The organism is Pseudoalteromonas sp. NZS71_1, assembly GCF_015864305.1.
GTDB lineage: Bacteria > Pseudomonadota > Gammaproteobacteria > Enterobacterales > Alteromonadaceae > Pseudoalteromonas > Pseudoalteromonas arctica.
Genome location: NZ_JADYXM010000001.1, coordinates 533,938 through 555,053 on the forward strand (window position 1 = coordinate 533,938; position 21,116 = coordinate 555,053).

Genomic DNA, 21,116 nt, shown 5'->3' on the forward strand with positions numbered 1-21,116 from the left:
CATGTTTAACACTAGCAGGGTTAAGGTTTTTTAATGCAGTCATCGTTACAGATTAAAAATTGTCAGCTTTATCGCCAAAATGAGCTGCTACTTAGCTTAAACGAGCAAGTTAATGGCGGTGAAATTCTGACTATTATGGGCCCATCGGGCAGTGGTAAATCAAGCTTATTAAATTGGCTTACGGGTACTTTACCAAGTAGCTTTAAGGCCAATGGAGAGGTGTGGCTTAATGGTCAAAATATCGATAACACCCCTCCACACTTGCGCCATATTGGAGTGCTTTATCAAGACGCTTTATTGTTTTCGCATTTAACTGTTGCTGGTAACATTGCCTTTGCAATGCCCAAAGGTAATAAAAAACAACGTCTTGAAAAAATAGAACATGCACTTGAGCAAGTAGGTCTTAAAGATATGGGCAATCGTCACCCCGATAACTTATCGGGCGGGCAGCAAGCCCGTGTTGCATTATTACGTATGCTGCTGAGCGAACCTAAAGCCATTTTACTCGACGAACCCTTTAGCAAACTCGACACCCAACTGCGTGTTGATACACGCGAACTCGTGTTTAGCCAAATACGCGATCATAAGCTACCTGCAATTATGGTAACTCATGACCATAGCGACGCCGACGCTGCAAATGGCAAACTCATTACTTTAAATAGCGCACTTTAATTCGTGGCTTTAATACGCATAAGGCAACAAACATGCTAGACAAATTTATCACCCCTGTAATTAAGCCACTTTTAACACCTGTGGTTATGCTTATGTATAAACGCGGCATAACCGCCGATCAGCTCACTGTGGTAGGCTTTTTAGTAGGCTTATTAGCCGTGCCATTACTGGCGTTTGAAATGTGGTACGGCGCATTAGTTGCTATTGCTTTAAATCGCATTTTAGATGGGCTTGATGGCGCATTAGCACGCTATGCAAACCAAAGTTCAAGCGCGGGTGGCTTTTTAGATATCACACTCGACTTTTTATTTTACGCGGCTATTCCGCTTGGCTTTATTTTGACAAACCCTGAGCAAAACGCGATAGCGGGATCGTTATTACTTGCCACTTTTATTGGTACGGGCTCAAGCTTTTTAGCTTTTGCGATTTCCGCCGAAAAATTTAAACTCGAAAAACCGCAATTTAAATACAAAAGCTTTTACTACTTAAACGGCTTAACCGAAGGCACTGAAACAATAGCGCTATTTATTGCATTTTGTATTTGGCCGCAGCACTTTGCAGTTATGGCGAGCATTTTTGCTATTGCGTGTGGCATAACTATTTTTACCCGTATACATGGCGGTTATCACACGCTTAAGCAACAAGAAGCCGATGCTAACAAAGCAGCTGAAAACGTGCCTAGCAGTGCAAATTCAGAGGTAATAAATGACTAATGAAGTATGGTGGCGACTCGGCTGCTTTTTTAGCATTTTAATTATAATGATGCTGCTTGAATGGCAAAAGCCTGCTCGCCAAGCACCTATTAAAAGCAGTACACGTTGGTTTGCTAATTTTGGGTTAGTGTTTGCTTCATCAGTTATTGCGCGCTTAGTTGTACCCATTGGGTTAACCGCTGTTGCACTTTACAATCAAGAGCACGGCATTGGCTTATTTAATCAAATAATCCTACCAAGCAGTTTAATTATTATATTGAGCATACTTTTACTCGATATATTAATTTATTGGCAGCATAGATTATTTCATCAAGTGCCTATTTTATGGCGCTTGCACCGTGTACACCACGCCGATGCGCATGTAGATACCAGTACGGGCTTGCGCTTTCACCCTATCGAAATTGTACTTAGCATACTTATAAAACTCATTGCAGTAACTGCTCTTGGCGTACCTGCTATTGCGGTACTTATTTTTGAAATAGCACTAAATGGTTTAGCATTATTTAATCATGCAAATATACGCCTACCTAATGCTATTGAAAAACCACTTCGTTTAATATTAATGACGCAAATATTGCATCGAATTCACCATAGCCAAGTGGTTAGTGAAACTAACTCAAACTATGGTTTTAGTGTAATTTGGTGGGATAAATTATTTGGTAGCTACAAAGATAAAGCCAAAAAAACCGACGCAGATATAAATATTGGCTTAAAAGAGTACCCCAACCAAAAGCAAAATGCATCACTTTGGGGATTACTTTCAATGCCTTTTAAAAACAAGTAAAAACAAATATATTTCGTCCCATACAATACCAATCGACTTAAAATTGCTGTTATGTAGATTGGTATAAACAAAATACTCTTTAAATACTATAAATATACCTGTCACTAACCTTTTAATTGTTAAGTCCTTTCCTACTTTTTGACGTAAAAAATATTCCGTTCTTGCTCCCATCAAAAAACACAAACAACGTAACCATTTGTATAAAATGCAATTTATGTACAGTCTCAAATTGGTAAACTGGTCTTACCGTAAACTAATTGTAAATAAAATAAACAAATATGTTGACCATTTGCGTACTCCACAATATCATTTGTAAGCGCTTACAAAACACATATCAAAATGTAAGCGCTTACAGCACGAAAAAACAAAGCTCAAAAAACAATTAATCTGACAATAATCTGTTGAAACCGGGGTTCAGTTATGAACATTGAAACAACGCACATTACACGTTTACTTGCCGCTATCTCTTTAGTTACGTTAGCTGGCTGTGGTGGCGACTCTGCCACTAAATCAAATTTTGAAAATGTAGATGCCTCTGAACCAGTATCAGATTGGCAAATGGTTTGGAGCGACGAGTTTGAAGGCTCAGCCATTGATACAAACAAATGGAACTATGAATTAAACTGCAATGGCGGTGGTAACAACGAGAAACAGTGTTACACCGACAGCGAGCAAAATGCATTTATTGCAGACGGTGTGTTAAACATTGTTGCCCTACCCGCTGAAGAAGGTGCAGAAAAACCTTACACTTCAGCGCGCTTAAATACGCGTTACAACGCTGACTTTACGTATGGTCGCTTTGAAGTGCGCGCCAAACTTCCATCAGGACAAGGTAGCTGGCCAGCATTTTGGATGCTGCCAACAGATGAAGTTTACGGCACTTGGCCTCGTTCTGGCGAAATAGATGTTTTAGAATCAGTAAATCTTAAAACACCGGATGAAGACGGTGGAATAGAGTCAAGCATCCACGGCACACTTCATTACGGACGCGCGTGGCCAGATAACAGCTCTACGGGCAAAGAATTTAAATTCCCTGAAAATACTAACCCGGCAGATGATTTCCACACGTATGCTGTTGAATGGCAAGAAGGTGAAATTCGCTGGTACGTAGACGGTTACCTTTATGCAACTCAGCGTCAATCAGAAGTTCGTACTAATGCAAGTGACGAGGCTGTAGGTCTAAAACACCGTGGCTGGTTTGCAGAATATTTTGAGCAAGGTTCTGGCGAGCTTGAAACTCACTGGGATAGCGCACCATTTGATAAAGATTTTCACTTATTGCTAAACCTAGCAGTAGGCGGTGACTGGCCTGAAAACGTAAATGATTTAGGTGTAGATGCTAGCGCATTTGAAAACGGCCAAACCTTTGCTATTGATTACGTACGCGTTTATCAATGTGCATCAAACCCTGAAACAGGTAAAGGCTGTGAAACTATTCGCCCGGGTTACAATAGCCTAGACGATGCTTTGCTTGAAGGCGATGCACCAATTCCTAGCCCACCTTCGACAGGCATTGCAACACCACTGACTATTTTTGGTGAGTCATTTAATCCAAATTGGCCTGCATGGGATTGTTGTGGAGGATCTACTCCCGCTATTGTTGCAGATGAAACCCAAGGTAATGTAGTTGAATTTGTAGTAGGTGCAGAACCCACTGTAATGGGCTTTATTAGCCGTGAGATTTTTATTACTGACGAAGCAGGAAAAGCCAGCCCGTTTGATGCATCTCCAATGCTGGATGAAGGTTACGTTCGTTTTAAAATGAAAGTAACAAATGCACCAGGCACTGCTGATGCAGCTTGGCTTGTAAAACTTGAAAGTAATGAAGGTTCTAGCGCATTAGAAATGCCGATTACAGATAGCATTGAAGGCGTAAGTCCTGTTGTTGGCCAATGGCAAACTTATACATTTTTATTAAAAGATCTAGATGCTGCAAATTTAGATATTAGTGCAATTGATGTGATCATGGTGTTTCCAGCATGGGGCGCAGGTGAAGGCGCTGTTTATTTAATTGACGATGTTGAGATTACTCAAGATAACTTAGGCGTATCACCTGAGCTTACTATTTTTACTGATGAGCAAAACCTAGCATGGCCAATGTGGGATTGTTGTGGTGGCTCAACGCCTGTTGAAGCTATGGATGATGAAGAACATGGTTTAACCGCAGAGTTTAGCATTAGTGCAGAACCTACTGTAATGGGCTTTAACAGCCGCACTGATGCCAATGGCGCAGGTGAGTCATTTGATGCTAGCAGCATTTTAGACGAAGGTGTTATTCAGTTTGATTTAAAAGTAACGTCTGCACCGAGCGACCCAGCAACACCGTGGTTATTTAAAGTTGAATCAAATGGCGGCGACTCAGCAGTAGAGCTTGAACTTACGGCAAGTGTTGAAGGCGTAGCACCAGTTACTGGCGAGTGGCAAACATATACATTTAAACTGTCTGATCTTGCAGCTGCTGGCTTAGATGTAAGTACTATAGATGTACTGATGATTTTTCCAGCATGGGGTGCAGGTGAAGGTTCTGTTTACCGTGTAGATAATGTTAAAATTTATAATCCAAATGCAGCACCAGCTACAACGGGTGAGCTTACTGTATTTAAAGATGCAGCAGCCGAGCAATGGAGTATCTGGGATTGTTGTGGTGGCTCTACACCAACAACAGAAACCGATGATGACGCTCATGGCGCAGTAGCACAGTTTAGCATTGGTTCTACAGCGACAGTAATGGGCTTTATAGCCGATGAAGACGTATCGTTCGATGCCTCTGCAATACTTGAAAATGGTGTAGTTCAATTTGATATGAAAGTTGTATCAGCCCCTTCAGATATTGACGCACAATGGCTATTTAAAATTGAATCAATTGGTACATCAAGCGCAGTAGAGCTTGCTTTATCAAGCAGTGTTGAAGGCCAAGCACCTGTAACGGGCGAATGGCAAACATACACCTTCCCTCTTCAGCAATTGTTTGATGCAGGCTTGGACATTAGCGCATTAAACGTAATTATGGTTTTTCCTAGCTGGGACATGGGCGATGGCGCGCTTTACCGTATAGATAACGTGATTATTGCAAATCCATAAAACACACACCAATGGGCGCTTAGCGCCTATTGCTACACAACAACATTTTATAAAGCAGAGCTATTATGAACACATTCAATTTTAAAAAGAGCCAACTTGCGGCTTCTGTGTCTCTCATCATTGCTGCGAGCACATTAAACACAGCTATCGCTGCAGAAGCAGACATATCAGCAAAGCCTGATGTAGAAATTATTGAAGTAAAAGGTATTCGTGGTTCACTTATTCGTTCTATGGATATGAAACGCGACTCTTCGGGTATTGTAGATGCTATCTCGTCTGAAGAAATGGGTAAATTCCCAGATACAAACTTAGCAGAATCATTACAGCGTATTACCGGTGTATCGGTAAGCCGCGCTAACGGTGAAGGTAGCCAAATTACAGTACGTGGTTTTGGTCCAGAGTTTAACTTGATTACCTTAAATGGCCGCCAAATGCCGGGCACAGGTTATACACGCTCGTATAACCTTGAAAACGTTGCCTCTGAAGGCGTAAGTGCGCTTGAAGTGTTTAAAACAGCTCGTGCAGACGTGCCAAGCGGTGGCTTAGGTGCAACGGTTAATATTTCTACTGCGCGACCTTTTCAAAAGCCAGGTCAAAATTTTTCGGCAACCGTTAAAGCAAACCACGACTCGTCGAACGAAGCTGGCGATGACGTAACACCAGAGTTTTCTACTGTTTACAGCAATACCTTTGTAGATGACACTTTTGGTTTCGGTTTTTCATTTTCGCACCAAGAGCGTGACTTTCAAAAACAAAGTGCCAATATTCAAGGCTGGCAGGCAAACGTAGACTTACCTGAATTAGATAGCAGCAACGTAGTTGATAACCGCACAGATTCTGCAGGTAACTACTACTTCCCTAAAGACATGAACTACTCTATTGAAGATGTAGAGCGTGAACGTACAAATGGGCAAGTTACTTTTCAATACGCACCGGTCGATGGCTTTGTAGCAACACTTGATTACACAGCAAGTAAAGCTGTAACTGGCTCTCAAAGCATTGGTTGGGGTATTTGGAACGACTTTGGTAGCAATATAAATGGCTACGAACTAGATGAAAATGGCACTGCAGTATATGCAGACATTAGCGGTAATGACGCGTCATTCACAGCTAATAAAGGCACTACAGAAGTAAAAGCCCGCTCTCTTGGTTTAAACCTAGATTGGGAAATTAACGACACGTGGCACGTAGAGCTTGATTACCACGACTCTAAAAACGAAACCGATAACGGCGCCGACAACGGGCTGGGAAGTGCAGGCCAAGTAATTTTAGGGTCTGATCAGCTAGCTAATAAAATTTATGATTACCGCACGGGCGAAGTACCTAGTGCACAAGTTAATTGGTTAAATGGCACAAGTGAATTAACGCCTGGCGAAATTGATTCAAACTTTAGTCAGTTTACTCACTCGCCGGGTGAATCAAACATTGAACAATTACAGCTGCACACAACATGGTATAACGAAAGCTATGACATTGGTTTAGTTAAAGTTAAATTTGGCGCATCACGTACAGAACAAAACACAGGTGGTTACACCGCGTGGAGTGGTTTAGTAGGTGGCCCAGGTTTTAACCCATCATATACAGAAATATTCCCAGACGGCATGTTTACCCGTAATGATACATCAGGCCTTTTAGATCAGTTTGATGGCGGCGGCAGTGACTTACAACCTGGTTACTACTATACCTATGACTTTGACGAAGCTGTTGCACGCCAAATTGCTTACTTAACGGCAGATGTTACAGGTGGCGATGCATATGCCGCTAATGCATACGCAGACGGAATAGATAGCGAGAGCTACGTAGAAGAAATCACTAATAGCTTTTATGTTCAATCAAGCTGGGAGTTTGACGTAAGTAACTACTACGTAAAAGTAAATGCAGGCCTACGCTATGAGCAAACAGACGTAACCAGTACTGTACGTCAACGCGTTGAAGATCAAGTTAACTGGATCAGCGCTTCAGAGTGGATCATGCAATACGCTGCTGGCGGCGATGATAACTTCTTAGAGCAACAAGGTGATTACGATGTTTTACTGCCTTCAATCGACGTAAGTGTTGATTTAACTGAAGACGTAGTAGCCCGCGTATCTTGGGGTAAAACAATGTCGCGTGCACCACTAGGTAATCTAGCCGGTGGTCGTAGTTTAACAGGCAGCCCAAAACCAGGTTCTCGTACAGGTGGCCAAGGTAATACAAACTTATTACCGTTTGAATCAACAAACCTTGATTTATCACTTGAGTATTACTACGCAGAAGGCAGCTACGCATCTGTTGGTTACTTTAAAAAAGATGTTGATAACTTTATTCAAACCACCATTACGCAAACCACTATTGATGGCTTGCACGATATTTTAAACGGCCCTCGTTACTTACAAGCCGTAAGCGATATTGAATCACGTGGCGAGCAAGCAACAACCGACGCTATTTTTGCACAAATGATTGCCAGCGGTTACGGCAATGCAAATGGCGTTATTGAGCCAAACAGCGACGATCCGCTAATTACATGGAATATTAGCCAGCCACAAAACACCGACAGTAAATCGGTAGATGGTTTTGAAGTTGCAGTTCAGCACTTAATTGGTGAAACCGGTTTTGGTGTTGGTGTTAACGCAACATTTGTAGATGGCGACGTTGAATTTGATAGCGAAAGCCTAGATCAACAAGCACCGCTTACAGGCTTAAGTGACTCAGCTAACTTCCAAGGCTTTTACGAAAAAGACGGCCTATCGGTTAAAATCACTTACGCATGGCGCGACTCATACCTAATTGGTGTAGGCCAAGCACAAGGCTCAGCTGATGCACCGCCGCAATATGCTAAAGCCTACGGCCAATGGGATATGAGCGTTAACTACGATGTAAACGAAAACGTAACGGTATTTTTTGATGGCATAAACTTAAACAATGCAACCGAAGAAGGTTACGGACGTTACGAAGAGCAGTTCTTATTTGCTAATCAATACGGTCCGCGTTACTCAATTGGTGCACGTTACACGTTCTAAACTATTTCCTAGTTAGAAGGTTAAGCCGCTTGTTACAACAAGCGGCTTTTTTTATAGCGTTTTTATTTGCTCAAGCAACACATTGGTTGTCCAATCAAGGCCGTTATACGCCACATCGGGTTTGTAGTAAGCCCCTGCCCCTCGCGCTCTGTTTACGTATACTTTGTTAGGTACAATCACTTTGCCTAAGCCTGAAGGTAAATCAGCTAAACGTACCTCCATATACATAGAATCAGCACTACTTGGTGCACCAAATAACGTTGTATTTTCAAAAAGCTTAAACTTATCAAGTGCATCTAAACAAGCACTAGCACATTGCGGCGGAACAATAACAAACACCTTGGTTTTAAAGTCACTCACTAAAGGTGTATGTGGTATGTTATTTAGCGTATTAGTTTCTTGTTCTACATAAAACGGGGCATCATTTTCAAGTGATAGAGCCATGCCAGCAGCGACGGTTTTAAGAGTTTTCAGTACTTCGGGTTGATCTTTTACAACGCTAAATAAAGACTCTACATAGTCAGTATTATCTTTTGATGCTCTCCACCATACTTGCGTGTTTTGAGAAGTATTATTTGCTTTTTGCTCTACTACTTTTTGGCCCCATAATCCTTTTGCTATTTGTGAGCTCCAATAAGATGAGCCACCTTGGTTATGGCGCAAATCTAATACCACGGCTTTTGCAGTAAGTAGCTTGCTACGCTGCTGTTGTATTTTTTCAAATACTTTATTGTAGGCAGCAGTTTGTTTTTCGGTTGATGAAAAGCTAGGCATAACAATCCAAGCAATGTTTTTTTCAGGCCAGGTTAAATCAATGGGGAGTTCATCACCGTTATAAGCATTTTCTAAATGCTTGCTTGCTGACTTAGGCCTCACAGACCAATTTAATACGTGTGTATAGGTATCGCCATTGGCTTTAACAAATTCGCATGCTTTTAGGGGAGTTAAAAATGGATTGCCCTCGTCAATTAGTAACCGCCAACCTTGCTGCCACCAGTGCCCAGGTTGTGCCACTTCACTATGAAACTTAAATATTCTCTCACGCATTAAGGTATCAGTGCTTTGCCCATCACATTGGCTTACAACCTCGCCTTTGCTAATATTGCTGGCTTCGCTGTAATACACTTTTAGCGCATCACCTCGCCAAACAGCACTAAAGCCTGGCCAGCGGCGCGCGGGTCTATCTACGCTTGAAAACGCACCAGCATGACCATCTTGCAACACAGTGCTAAGGCGTGCAATTGCCGCAACATGAACTTGCGGTCCGCTCGCTTGAGCCGACAATGTAAGCGCCTCTGCTTTTGCTTGTTTTAATAAATCAGGGAAAGTTGGGTTATTAACATCAAACATACCAGGGTGATTTTGTGCAGATATACTGTAAGCAGCTTCTATATCACTATTTGTAACACTGCGCCACTGCTCTGGCGTTGTGGGTACAGCTTGCTCATGTCCAGCATTTACAAGTGGTGATAGTAGTAAAGTTGGGAGTAATACATAGTTGATTATTTTTGTTTTTATAGTCATAAAAATCCATTTAATTATTAGCTTTTTAAACATGCTAAGTTAAATATAAGCTGACAATAATGCAAAGTTTACTTTTATTTATAATTAAGAGCTAGTTAGCTAACTGAAGCATTTTTAAAAATTAGTCGGGGAAGCTATTTTTCGCCAAAAATGAAGTACTAATCAATAATGCTTTATTGTACATCTGATTTAGCGCGTGCAATATAATCTGAATACTCAGCAGAAATAGGCATGACTTTGAAGGGGCTGACGTTTGCCCCGCCGGTGTTACCGCTGGGAATTAATCCAAACGCAGTTTTGGTAGCTGCTCCAGCAATACGAAATGTCTGTCCTAAAAGCTCACGTAAATCGTTATGCTTAAACGCCCAGCAAAACATCAATATATGCACTTTAACATGAAAATAAGTAGATTCTTGACCGAGTACATGAGCATTTTCTAAATGCTCAAATGCCTCTATAAACTTGCCATTTTTATTAGCTAAATGAGCTAAATCTAATTCGGCATTTACATATGGTTTTATATTTCTAGTGAATTGACTAAACATACTTCTATCCTTGTAAGCGCATAACGAGTATTTAAAGCAACTCGTTTATAATCTATGTTTATTAATACACAAACCATAGCTGAGTTCCTATTTTGGTTCAATTGCTACTTTTGTTTTTTTAGTTTTGCGAGCTCTCTTGATTTAATCTTTAGCACTTTAATTTTAGCGCCGTACCAATTAGCCATAGGTGCTGCTGCAATACCGTGTATTAAAGTACTCATCCATACAGCGTTAATCGCAACAATTAAAACTGAGTGACCGTACTGGCCTAAAATATCTTTAGAAATAATAAGTGCAAAAAGCGCTGTGGCAAGACCTCGAGGTCCAAAGAACCCCATGAACACTTTTGTTAATACTTTAGCTTTAGTGCCAATTAACGATAGGTAAATAGCAAGAGGCCGTACAATAAATATACTCACTAAAATATAACCAACAACAGGGAGAGTTAAATTCTCAACAGCTGAAGGAAGTAAGCCAAGTCCAATAATAACAAACGAAGACCATATTAACATTTGCCCTTCGCTTTCAGTAAATTGGTATATAAATCGGCAATGCCCTTTTACACTATTACCAAAAGCTAAACCTGCAACAAACGCTGATATAAATCCATTTCCACCCATTAAAGTAGCCATTAAATATGATGTGCCGGTAAGTGCTAAAACGCCAATCCCTTCATATATAGTCGATGATATTTTTTTTGACTCAGAGTATAAAAATAAACGTCCGCTCGAGTATCCCATTAATGCGCCAACCAAAATACCTATAAATATTTGGCTAAATCCAAACACTAACCATGACATTTCATTTTCTTGAGAACCGGTTTCCATAGCAACTACACTGGCAAAAAATAAAATAACGGGTAATGCTAGCCCGTCATTTAAGCCACTTTCAACAGATAGACTTTGTCGCTCGTTTAAAGGTACGCTCTCATTACTAACAACCGCTTGACCTAAAGCAGCATCAGTAGGTGCTAAAATTGCCGCAACTAGGGCTAGCATTGCCCAAGGCCACTGTGGGAAGAATAAATAAGCAAAGCCTGTACCAATCAAAATACTCAACGGCAAACCTATCAATAGCATTCTTAGAGGCCACGTATTTTGCCTTTTTAATCTTCGTAGGTTTATTTGTGAAGCATCTAAAAACAATAATACAACTAGCGATATTTCTGCTATTAAATATACGGTTTCATGTGCGTCTCCAATACTAATAAACCCAAGTTGAGAAACCGCAAAACCAATACCCAAAAATACCATTGGTGCGGTAATAATGGTTGTGGACAGCTTTTTAGCTAGCATAGCGTAAGCACTAACTGAGAAAAGAAGAATGAGTAATCCTATTTCCATTGGGAAATCCTATTAGGCATGGCTTGGTATTTTTATTAGAAAATATCAGGGTTGGGGTTAGCTATATTAAATCAGCACAATTTATTGAGTTAATTTGTATAAGTGTATTTTTAACTTTAATCTAAATAATAACCGGCACCTAAGTGATATTAGCGTGCCGGTTACGTTTAACGTTTAATATATAAAAGCTTACTTAGCACTTGCACGTTTTGCGTCTAATCCAAGCAACTTATCAATAGATAAAAAGCCAGGTCCACGAGCAAATATCACTAATAATGAAACAGCCCACCACGAAGCAGGATTAATCCAATGATCGAGTGTAGGAAAAACTGCAAGCTGGATAAACAGCGTCATACCAATAAGGCCTAACGCTGCAAAGCGAGAAAACAAACCGATAATCAGTAATATTGGAAGTAACACCTCAACAACACCAGCAACTACAGCAAGCGTTTCAATTACTTTTACAAGAAATGAGCCATCAACATAATCTAAGGTTTGAGGATTACAAAGCTGCAAAGCACCTTCTCTAACTGGATCAGGACAGAAAAATTCATATTTAAATAGGTCGTATTTATCAACATTAAATTGTAAAAAGCCATCCCATTTGCTCAATCCCGAGTCGAGGAATACTTTAGCAACCATAAAACGAAGAAAAAACAGTGCTATAGGTTCCAAGAACCGCGATAACTGTTCTCCCATCTGCACGTACAGTTGTTGTATTTTTTTTATCATGCCCATATTTATTCCTACTCTTGTAATATGTACTAATTGATTTGGATTTCTAATAATTCATTTTGTAAGCATGCTGTAAAAGCATCACTCACTTCAAAGTGTTCATCTACCGTTATTGCTGCATCAAAAGCTTCACCTAAAGACCTACCTGTACCCTGTAGAGCCTGCATAAGTGCAACTTCTGCGATAGAAAGAGAGCGGGCTTGCACCGCACCTTGCAAACGCCATAACATAATAAAATCCTCAGCAGAGGATTTAGTTACAACGCCATCATTATTATTTGTTTTTAGCGAAATCCATTCTAAAAAAGCGTCTTCACTCACACTAAGTAACAGTACGCTGGAGTTAACCTTTACATTAAGTTCAGTAAGCTCAGTACCTTGTTCCATTAGTTGAGTAACATATTCTATAGTTAAAGTTTCAGTTGAATCAGCGCTCATCAAACTCATTAGCCACGCGTAATCTAAATGCGCAATATCAACTAAGTTCATATATAAATTTGATGCACTTTGCTGATTTTCAGTAACTTCTAAAATATGTTTATTTTCAATTTCACCATCTTTAATCAAATCAGTTACAAAGCCAGGAAAGCTTAGTCCGTATCCCACCAAAGTGCCCTGCTCTGGCGGAAAACGGTCAACATAAAGTCGTGCCATTTTACGAAAGTTCTCACTACCTACTTTTTTTTCACACATAGGAAAGTTAGCTATTAATGCATCAACACAGCCTTTATAAAACCCGTTACGATACACAGCTAACCTTTTAATATGCGATGGATTTTCGCAAAAATGCTCCATTTCACTTGGATCGCCCGTTCGCAAATAGCGAGTAAAAGCATCAATATATTGGTTGGTACTCATCAGCGAACCACTTCTTTATGAGATATATTTAAGCGACTTTGTAGCTCACTTTGATTCAAATAGCTTTGCGCAGTTTCCCGCTCGATCATAAGCTCTTCAAACGATGGAATATTCGCATCTCGCTCAACAAGTACTGGACGCTGACCAAATATCTCAATTGCTTGTTCTAGCAAATCCCATACAGGAGTCGCTACCGGTGCTGCATGGCTGTCTATCAGTAATGACTGACCAAGAGCTGGATCAGGATCGTGCCCTGCAATATGAATTTCTCCAACAAGCTCAGCAGGGATCTGCTTTAAATAATCAAGCGCATCAATACCCGTGTTTTTACTACTGATATATAAGTTATTAATATCGATAAGTAAGCCGCATCCAGTACGCTTCGCTGCCTCAACTAAAAACTGAGGTTCATCCATATCACTTATAAAATCTAAATAGTTACTTGGATTTTCAACTAATATTGACCGACCTATGCCCGCCTGGTAACAGTCAATACCATTAATTAAAGACGCAAGTGCATCTTGGGTGCGAGGTAACGGCATTAAGTCTGCAAAATATTTGCCATTCGACTTAGACCATACAGCGTGTTCAGATACCAGCACTGGCTGAAATTCATCAATTAGCGCTTTTACCCGTTTAGTATGAGCAAGCATAGCTTTATGATCAGAGCCTAAAGAGCCACCAACACCATGAAAACTAATATCAAAATTTTCACGTACAGCTCTCAAATAATTTAATCGAGGACCACCTGCCACAAAATAATTTTCTGTATGCACTTCAAACCAAAGATTATTATTTGTAGATGGCAGCTCTACCTGTAAAGCTAAAATGTCGTCAAGATGTTCTGGTTTTAAACTAAGACCTGCACCTAATTGCTCCCCAGCAACAATGCACTGGGGAAAACCTGCTTTATTAACCTTCAAGCGAACCTTTACCATTAGGAGTTACAACTGATTCACATACACCTTTAGGTGCATATGTCCATGCGTTAGCTTGGAAGTCTGTAGTTGAAGTGCCTTCACAACTCGTTCCTGCACCTGCTTTACAATCATTTTCACCCGCTAAAGCAATACCAAAACATTTATCTTTACGACCGCGAACTTTATCACCAGCTACCCAGCCTTTAAATTGCTCTTGTACTTTTGCTGAAGCACCTTCTGCAACGGTTAATTGACTGTTTGGACCAGCTACTGCGCCTGCACTTAATACTGCTGCTGATGCGCCAATTAATAAAGCCGTAGTTAAATTTACTTTTTTCATTTGTATGTTCCTGATTAAAATATTTTTTCTTGTTTTATCAATGGATGCGAATAAACATTCACATTCTCATAAACAAGCACAATGGAGATAAGCAATATCGCCGTTTTATCAATTTAATAGACCTATCGTTGTTATAAAAACTTTCAGATTATTTGCTTACAACGAAAATACAACTGTAAACAAGAAGTAAATATAGTGGACTAAGCAGTTAATACAAACATTAGAAAAGCTAACCTAATTGTTTTGATAATGAATAAGCTTGGAAAAGTTCATATTTAGTGGATTAGATGCATTGAGGCACTTTGTTTTGGTAATGATCTACAAATAGAAATTTACTTAACTGAGGAAGGATAAAAATATTATTTAAAGGCTCCTTATATTTACACCACTCTATACTCGCTAAATTAGCGCTTTTTAAGTAGGACTCGTAAACACCGTCATTATAATGTTATTTTCTGCAACGCTAAAATGTTGGACTACATGGCCATTATCAACGGTTGATTGCCTATAAAAAAAGCGCTACAAATAGGTAGCGCTGGCATTATTACTTAATGGTTGTTTATTTAAAGCTTAGGCTCTTTATTTAAAAGAAGCCGAGCGGATCCTCGCTGTAGCTCACTAATAGGTTTTTAGTTTGTTGGTAGTGCTCCAGTGCCAGTTTGTGCGTTTCGCGCCCTATTCCTGATTTTTTATAACCACCAAACGCAGCGTGTGCTGGGTACATGTGATAACAGTTAGTCCACACTCGCCCTGCTTCTATTTTGCGACCCATACGATAAGCACGATTCATGTTTCTGCTCCACACACCTGCACCTAAACCAAACTCAGAGCTGTTGGCAAGCTCGAGTGCTTCGGCTTCATCTTTAAAGGTCGACATTGAAATAACAGGGCCAAAAATTTCTTCTTGGAACACACGCATATCGTTTGTGCCCTTTAATAACGTAGGTTGTATGTAGTAACCACCGTTTAAGTCATCACTTAGCTGCTCTACATTACCGCCAGTGAGTACTTCAGCGCCTTCTTTTTTGCCTATTTCAATGTAGCTCAGTATTTTATCAAATTGCGCTTTTGAAGCTTGTGCGCCAACCATAGTTTCGCTATCTAGCGGGTTTCCGCGTTTAATTTTTAAGGTACGTTCGAGTATTCGCTCAATAAACTGCTCGTAAATGTCTTCTTGAATAAACAGCCTTGATGGACACGTACACACCTCGCCTTGGTTGAAGTAAGCAAGCACGGCGCCTTCAATAGCTTTGGATAAAAACGCATCGTCTTTTTCCATTACATCATTAAAAAATATATTAGGTGATTTACCACCGAGCTCGACCGTTGAAGGAATAATATTTTCAGCAGCGCATTTCAAAATATGTGAGCCCACAGGCGTTGAACCCGTAAATGCAATTTTAGCGATACGCTTGCTTGTTGCCAGTGCTTCACCCGCTTCTTTACCAAAGCCGTTTACTATATTTAATACGCCTGCAGGGAGTAAATCGCCAATTATCTCCATTAAAACTAAAATAGAAGCTGGTGTTTGCTCAGCCGGTTTTAAAATTACACAGTTACCTGCAGCAAGTGCTGGCGCTAGTTTCCAGGCGGCCATTAAAATAGGGAAGTTCCACGGAATAATTTGCCCAACAACCCCTAGTGGCTCATGAAAATGATACGCAACGGTGGTTGCGTCTATTTCACCTATAGTGCCGTCTTGCGATCGTAGGCACCCCGCAAAGTAGCGAAAGTGATCTGCCGCTAGCGGAATATCAGCAGCGAGTGTTTCACGAATTGCTTTACCGTTATCCCATGTTTCGGCAACAGCTAGTAACTCTAGGTTTTGCTCAATTCGGTCGGCTATTTTTAGCAGTATGTTACTTCGGTCGGTCACCGACGTTGTGCCCCATTGCTCTCGCACTGCATGCGCTTTGTCGAGAGCCAGCTCTATGTCGTCTTTGTCTGAACGCGGTATCTGGCAAAATACCTTACCGTTTACTGGGCTTATATTATCAAAGTATTGGCCATTTACAGGCTTTACCCACTCTCCGCCAATGTAGTTTCCGTATTGTTGTTTAAAGTTTACGAGTGCGCCGTCGCTACCTGGATTTGCATATATCATGTGTGTGCTCTCTTTATTGTTGTTAGCTAAAGGTCGAACATTTATATAAAACAAAATGCTTTATATTTAATCGACATTAAACTAACAAGCACCTAAAAACTTGATTAGCTGTCCACAAAAGTTGTCTGTGAGTCCAAACTAATAAAAACCTAAAGGATTGATATGCACACATCTCAGTTAAACAAAAAACGCCAACAACTTGATGTATTAATAGAAAATAAAGTCACATTCGCTGCAGATAGCAGTGAGTTGAGTATTTACGACACGTATCAAAGCGCGCAAAAGGTGGCACTGCACTCAAACGAGCTGCTGTTTTGTGCCATGCTTAGCGGCAAAAAGGTAATGCACGTAGAAAGCAGCCAATACCATAAAGCATTTTTACCACACGAGTCGTTTGTATTAGCGCCAGAGCAAGGTGTTTTAATTGATTTTCCACAAGCATCAATGCACGCCCCAACCACCTGTTTAGCGATTGAAATTAGCAAAGATAAAATAAACGCTGTGGCGAATGCACTTAACATGCAGCAAAACTTTGCACACGATGGCTTATTTGAATATGTACCTCAGTTAGTGCATACCCAACATAATATTCAAACGCAGCAATTATTAGAGCGCATGGTGCATTTATTTAGTGAGCAAGGCGCACAGCGACATTACTTGATTGATTTGTCGTTAAACGAATTGATCACCCGTTTATTACAACAACAAAGCCGCGAGCTATTGCTGGCTAGCTGCGATAAGCCACGTCTTAAAACAAAGGTGAGCGACGCCCTGCTTTATATTGAAGAACACTTAAGTGAAACGCTCGACATAAATACCTTATGCAAAATAGCATGTATGAGCCGCAGTAAGTTTTATCAGCAGTTTAAACTTGCATTTGGCACTAGCCCAGCCCTTTGGCAGCAACAATTAAGACTTAAAAAAGCGCGTACTCAATTGCTACAGGGCCATGCAATTAGTAAAGTTTGCTTTGATGTTGGATTTAATAGCGCGAGCCACTTTAGTCGTTTATTTAAACAAACGTTTGGCATTGCGCCTAAAGAGTGTCGACATTAGCCCTAAAGGGGCATTACCTGTACTGGCTGATATAATTTAAACGATTAAAACCCCATATTACGGGGCTTTAAATTAGAGTCATATCTATTGCTTTATAAAGGTGACACCTTTAGGTATTTCATCTTGGGGTAATCGAGTAGAGTGCATTTGCGATAACAACCATTTATCGCCCACTTTTGATACAACGGCACTTTCTAACCAATAAATATCAATACTTCTTTCGGTGTTTTTAATATTGGCTTTATTCCAGTAATTAATAAAAGCAACATCACCCACTACACGCGAATTTATAACACTAAAATAATTAGTTCTTATAAAGTCAGAAGGCTTAACAACATTTATAAAGTCATTAATAGTCCACACTTCACCGTGCTCTAAAAGTAAAAATGAATCATCAACGGCTGCACGCATTTGCGTGTGGTCAACGTTAGAAACAGCCAAAAAAAGATCGCTCACCGGCGTGAATATGTTGTTATCTTTTGCATGTATTGATGTAGAAAATATCAGGAATGTAATAAAGGTAAGTACTTGTTTCATTGTTTTTATAATATGTAATTTACTCAATAATAATGAGTGTATTTTAATAGAGCAGTATTAACAATTGAAATAAAGCGAATGTAACTACTTAATAACGTTACCCATAGAGCAAAAAAGCACTCTATAAGAGTGCTTTAATTTAAGTTTTTAAACCAGGCTATTCGTCTAGCCAATCTATGGCTGCGGTAGCATTTTCAAAGTATTGAACCTCACCCGATATAAACCAGTTACCTATTTTTGCCATTCGAGCTTGCCACTCTTTATTACCGTAAATAGCTACTTTTTTAAATTCTTTAGAGTGCTTAACACCTAACTTTAAGTCATCCCACGCTGCGCGTACTTCCCAACCTTCAAGTTCGCTACCATCTATTAAGGCGTTCACGACTGGATGCTTAACTTCGCCAAGAGCTGAATTTATCATTGGGGTAATTATTTTGTAGTCGTCGTGAGTAAGCGTACCAACGGCTTTAAGTTTTAAAAAAAACTCTCTTCCTGCACGTTCAAGACCAATCGATAAACCATGTGTTGTGTGTACCATTACTGCTCTCCTTAAATAGGCTGAGCGGTAAAAGTACACCTTCTAAAATTAATTAGTCCTGAACTAAATCAATAAATAATCTCAAATAAACGACTGATTTACGCATTTTGTACGCGAGATATCTGGTTTTCTACATCAGTTAAATGGCCCGTTTTAAGCCATACTTTTGCGCCATTACTTCCCGCCTTAACGTTAATGGAGCTATTAATAGGCACTCTTAACCAACTGTTTTTTACAAAGGTATCGGCTTGCTCATCAAATGAACCTTCAAGTACTAGCAGTTCTGCTCCACCTTTTGCGTTTATAACCATGCTGGCGTTGGGCTTAAAGTGCAGCAAGCTTACCTCTTCAAAGTCGTCTTTGTACAAAGGAGTTACAGCTACATTTTTAAAACTAGGGTGCGCCGTACTTTGCATCAAGTCCGTTTGTAAACGCACGTGGGTTCTATCATCAGGCTGAAACTGCCATAACTTTACAAATATAACGCAGCCATTTTCAGACCCCGGTTTGTGCTTTGATTGCGGTGGGTTACGGATATAAGAACCTGCCACAAAGTCACCATGCTCATCTTGAAATACCCCTTCAAGTACAACAAACTCCTCACCGCCGGTGTGTACATGCGGCGAAAATTCACTGCCTGGTGCATAACGAACAATGGTCGTGGCGCGAGCAACTTCGTCGCCCACACGGTCCAGTGCTCGTCTATCAACGCCCGCCATTGGCGATGCAACCCACGGGAGCGTTTCGCTGTGTACAACAACTCGTTTACTAAAATCGGCAGCAATTTTCATATTTGGCTCCTAACCGTAACTCCACTTAAACTTTAAACTAATTACGCCGCAACACTTGGGCGTTTTGCTACTTTTTCTTGCCATGCTAATAAATGAGTTAACTCATTCGGGATTGCTATTTGTGCAAATCCAGCAAATACCAGCCCAGCATACAATGTAATATCAGCAATACTAAACTGCTCACCAGCAACAAACGCCGACTGCGCTAGTACATCATTAAAATAGCTAAACCCTTGGCGTGCTTTTTCACCTTGTTTTTCACCCCAAGCCACATTTTGATACGTTTCAAGCTCTGGACCTAAGCCATCAGTTGCATGATGAAAGTAAGTTGCCACAGCGTCAAGCACCATAGACTCTGCACGCTTTTGCATCATGTTAATTACTGCTCGCTCTTTTGCGGTTTCACCCATTAAAGATGGGCCTTCAAATGCGGTATCAATATACTCAGTAATAGCGGTACTTTCTGATATAAACGTGCCGTCATCTAGCTCTAATACGGGCACACCTGCTAGTGGATTCTTAGCTAAGAAGGCTTCTGTTCTGTGCTCACCATTTAATAAATCAACAGGTACAAACTCAACATTTGCAGTGGCATTTTTTTCAGCTAAAGCGATACGAACACGAAGTGGATTTGGAAAGTTTTCTACATCATAAATTTTCATAGCAATCTCTATCTTTATTGTTTAAAAGTGAATTAGTGGCAGAAGCCTACCTACCGATAGGTAATTTATAGTATTAAACTAAATTTAAGTCAACGTTTAAATTTTTCTGATGTATAGGATTTAACTTAATTCATTGTAAAATTAGGGGGTTGCTTAAAAATAAAATCGCTTGTAAATAACTACCTACTGGTCGATAATTTTACTATACCAATTGCATTAAATAGGTGACCTATTATTACGCTAAGAAAATAGCGCAATAACAAGGCGAAAATTATGACATATAGTTGTTCTATATGAGTAATTTTTAACGCAGTTAGTAAGTTATTTAATGCGATAGAATGATCATGTTTTAATAAAATTGGTATTGCTACGGATAGGAAATATTAAAAATGAGTAAAAAAGAAGCTTTATTAAAAGCAGCTGAAAACAAGGTACGCCTTGGCGGGTACAGCAATTTTAGTTTTAGAGAGCTTGCCAGCGAAGTTGGAATTAAAAGCGCCAGTGTGCACTATCACTTTCCGACTAAGGCCGATTTAGGTGCAGAGCTTGCTCATCAATATACAAATTCTTTTTTAGCTGCGTTAGGCGAGCCAAGCGAGCTTAAAGCCAGCGGTAAAAATCCTATTGATGTGTACACTCAGCTTTTTAGAAGTGCTTTAGTTACCGACCGAAAAATGTGTTTATGTGGGTTACTAGGAGCCGAAAGCGATAGCCTTCCAGATAAAGTACGCCTTGAAGTAAAACGCTTTTTTAATCAAAACCTAACATGGCTTAGCGCTGCGCACCTAGCTAATGGTGAGCTTAACCCTACTAAAGCGGCTATTCAAACAGTGAGCTTGCTTGAGGGCGCTATGATGATAAGCAAAACGCTCGACGATAACAGTTACTTTGAACTTGCAACTCAGTAATACCTAA

At 40.2% G+C, this 21,116-nt stretch carries 19 protein-coding genes; 7 read left to right on the forward strand and 12 right to left on the reverse strand.

The genetic code is table 11. The features are described from left to right. Nucleotides 1-33: 33 nt before the first annotated feature. The 5 genes from I6F43_RS02240 (at nucleotide 34) to I6F43_RS02260 (ending at nucleotide 8,249) form a co-directional block, all read left to right on the forward strand. Nucleotides 34-672, forward strand: coding sequence for an ATP-binding cassette domain-containing protein (locus I6F43_RS02240; protein WP_002960109.1), 639 nt, complete (start codon nucleotides 34-36; stop codon nucleotides 670-672). A gap of 32 nt (nucleotides 673-704) precedes the next feature. Continuing rightward, nucleotides 705-1,385 (forward strand): CDP-alcohol phosphatidyltransferase family protein, encoded by a 681-nt coding sequence (locus tag I6F43_RS02245; protein ID WP_197100811.1) that lies wholly within the window; start codon nucleotides 705-707, stop codon nucleotides 1,383-1,385. Further along, on the forward strand, nucleotides 1,378-2,169 hold the full coding sequence (locus I6F43_RS02250; RefSeq protein ID WP_197100813.1) for a sterol desaturase family protein: 792 nt from the start codon (nucleotides 1,378-1,380) through the stop codon (nucleotides 2,167-2,169). Before I6F43_RS02245 ends, I6F43_RS02250 begins: the two co-directional genes overlap by 8 nt. A gap of 420 nt (nucleotides 2,170-2,589) precedes the next feature. Continuing rightward, on the forward strand, nucleotides 2,590-5,250 hold the full coding sequence (locus tag I6F43_RS02255) for a glycoside hydrolase family 16 protein (RefSeq protein WP_197100815.1): 2,661 nt from the start codon (nucleotides 2,590-2,592) through the stop codon (nucleotides 5,248-5,250). A gap of 65 nt (nucleotides 5,251-5,315) precedes the next feature. Beyond that, nucleotides 5,316-8,249: a TonB-dependent receptor gene (locus I6F43_RS02260; RefSeq protein ID WP_197100817.1), complete on the forward strand. Its 2,934-nt coding sequence runs from the start codon at nucleotides 5,316-5,318 to the stop codon at nucleotides 8,247-8,249. A 51-nt stretch (nucleotides 8,250-8,300) separates the two neighbouring features. On the opposite strand, the gene I6F43_RS02265 is transcribed toward I6F43_RS02260, so the two are convergent. From I6F43_RS02265 to exaC, 8 genes are all read right to left on the reverse strand, one after another. Next, complete coding sequence (locus I6F43_RS02265) at nucleotides 8,301-9,773, reverse strand: S41 family peptidase (protein ID WP_197100819.1); 1,473 nt, start codon at nucleotides 9,771-9,773, stop codon at nucleotides 8,301-8,303. A 173-nt stretch (nucleotides 9,774-9,946) separates the two neighbouring features. Beyond that, complete coding sequence (locus I6F43_RS02270; RefSeq protein WP_165721694.1) at nucleotides 9,947-10,318, reverse strand: DUF3703 domain-containing protein; 372 nt, start codon at nucleotides 10,316-10,318, stop codon at nucleotides 9,947-9,949. Between the two features lie 104 nt (nucleotides 10,319-10,422). Then, a complete protein-coding gene (locus I6F43_RS02275) occupies nucleotides 10,423-11,661 on the reverse strand; it encodes a cation:proton antiporter (RefSeq protein WP_197100830.1) in 1,239 nt (412 codons plus the stop codon). Nucleotides 11,662-11,850: 189 nt separating this feature from the next. Beyond that, nucleotides 11,851-12,399 (reverse strand): DoxX family protein, encoded by a 549-nt coding sequence (locus I6F43_RS02280; RefSeq protein ID WP_076924255.1) that lies wholly within the window; start codon nucleotides 12,397-12,399, stop codon nucleotides 11,851-11,853. A gap of 26 nt (nucleotides 12,400-12,425) precedes the next feature. Further along, complete coding sequence (locus tag I6F43_RS02285) at nucleotides 12,426-13,253, reverse strand: HvfC/BufC N-terminal domain-containing protein (RefSeq protein WP_197100831.1); 828 nt, start codon at nucleotides 13,251-13,253, stop codon at nucleotides 12,426-12,428. Continuing rightward, nucleotides 13,253-14,176 carry an MNIO family bufferin maturase gene (gene bufB, locus I6F43_RS02290; protein ID WP_165721698.1) on the reverse strand — a complete coding sequence of 308 codons (924 nt, stop codon included), beginning with the start codon at nucleotides 14,174-14,176 and terminating at the stop codon, nucleotides 13,253-13,255. Before bufB ends, I6F43_RS02285 begins: the two co-directional genes overlap by 1 nt. After that, nucleotides 14,166-14,513, reverse strand: coding sequence for a BufA1 family periplasmic bufferin-type metallophore (locus tag I6F43_RS02295; RefSeq protein WP_008165743.1), 348 nt, complete (start codon nucleotides 14,511-14,513; stop codon nucleotides 14,166-14,168). The genes bufB and I6F43_RS02295 overlap by 11 nt, the downstream gene beginning before the upstream one ends. A gap of 583 nt (nucleotides 14,514-15,096) precedes the next feature. Next, nucleotides 15,097-16,617, reverse strand: a complete 1,521-nt coding sequence (exaC, locus tag I6F43_RS02300) for an acetaldehyde dehydrogenase ExaC (protein WP_007584266.1) — start codon at nucleotides 16,615-16,617, stop codon at nucleotides 15,097-15,099. A gap of 162 nt (nucleotides 16,618-16,779) precedes the next feature. On the opposite strand from exaC, the gene I6F43_RS02305 reads away from it, so the two are divergent. After that, entirely contained in the window at nucleotides 16,780-17,673 is an 894-nt protein-coding gene (locus I6F43_RS02305; RefSeq protein WP_121954412.1) for an AraC family transcriptional regulator, read from the forward strand. An 84-nt stretch (nucleotides 17,674-17,757) separates the two neighbouring features. Here I6F43_RS02305 and I6F43_RS02310 read toward each other — a convergent pair whose 3' ends face one another. The 4 genes from I6F43_RS02310 to I6F43_RS02325 all read right to left on the reverse strand — a co-directional run bounded on the left by I6F43_RS02310 (nucleotide 17,758) and on the right by I6F43_RS02325 (nucleotide 20,201). Next, nucleotides 17,758-18,210: a nuclear transport factor 2 family protein gene (locus tag I6F43_RS02310; protein ID WP_007584284.1), complete on the reverse strand. Its 453-nt coding sequence runs from the start codon at nucleotides 18,208-18,210 to the stop codon at nucleotides 17,758-17,760. Nucleotides 18,211-18,367: 157 nt separating this feature from the next. Further along, nucleotides 18,368-18,748 carry an STAS/SEC14 domain-containing protein gene (locus I6F43_RS02315; RefSeq protein WP_024605388.1) on the reverse strand — a complete coding sequence of 127 codons (381 nt, stop codon included), beginning with the start codon at nucleotides 18,746-18,748 and terminating at the stop codon, nucleotides 18,368-18,370. A gap of 98 nt (nucleotides 18,749-18,846) precedes the next feature. Continuing rightward, on the reverse strand, nucleotides 18,847-19,539 hold the full coding sequence (locus tag I6F43_RS02320) for a cupin domain-containing protein (protein ID WP_165721701.1): 693 nt from the start codon (nucleotides 19,537-19,539) through the stop codon (nucleotides 18,847-18,849). A 41-nt stretch (nucleotides 19,540-19,580) separates the two neighbouring features. Further along, entirely contained in the window at nucleotides 19,581-20,201 is a 621-nt protein-coding gene (locus tag I6F43_RS02325) for a glutathione S-transferase family protein (protein ID WP_165735586.1), read from the reverse strand. A 389-nt stretch (nucleotides 20,202-20,590) separates the two neighbouring features. Here I6F43_RS02325 and I6F43_RS02330 point away from each other — a divergent pair, with 389 nt between their 5' ends. Continuing rightward, nucleotides 20,591-21,109 (forward strand): TetR/AcrR family transcriptional regulator, encoded by a 519-nt coding sequence (locus tag I6F43_RS02330; protein ID WP_024597781.1) that lies wholly within the window; start codon nucleotides 20,591-20,593, stop codon nucleotides 21,107-21,109. Nucleotides 21,110-21,116 lie beyond the last annotated feature (7 nt).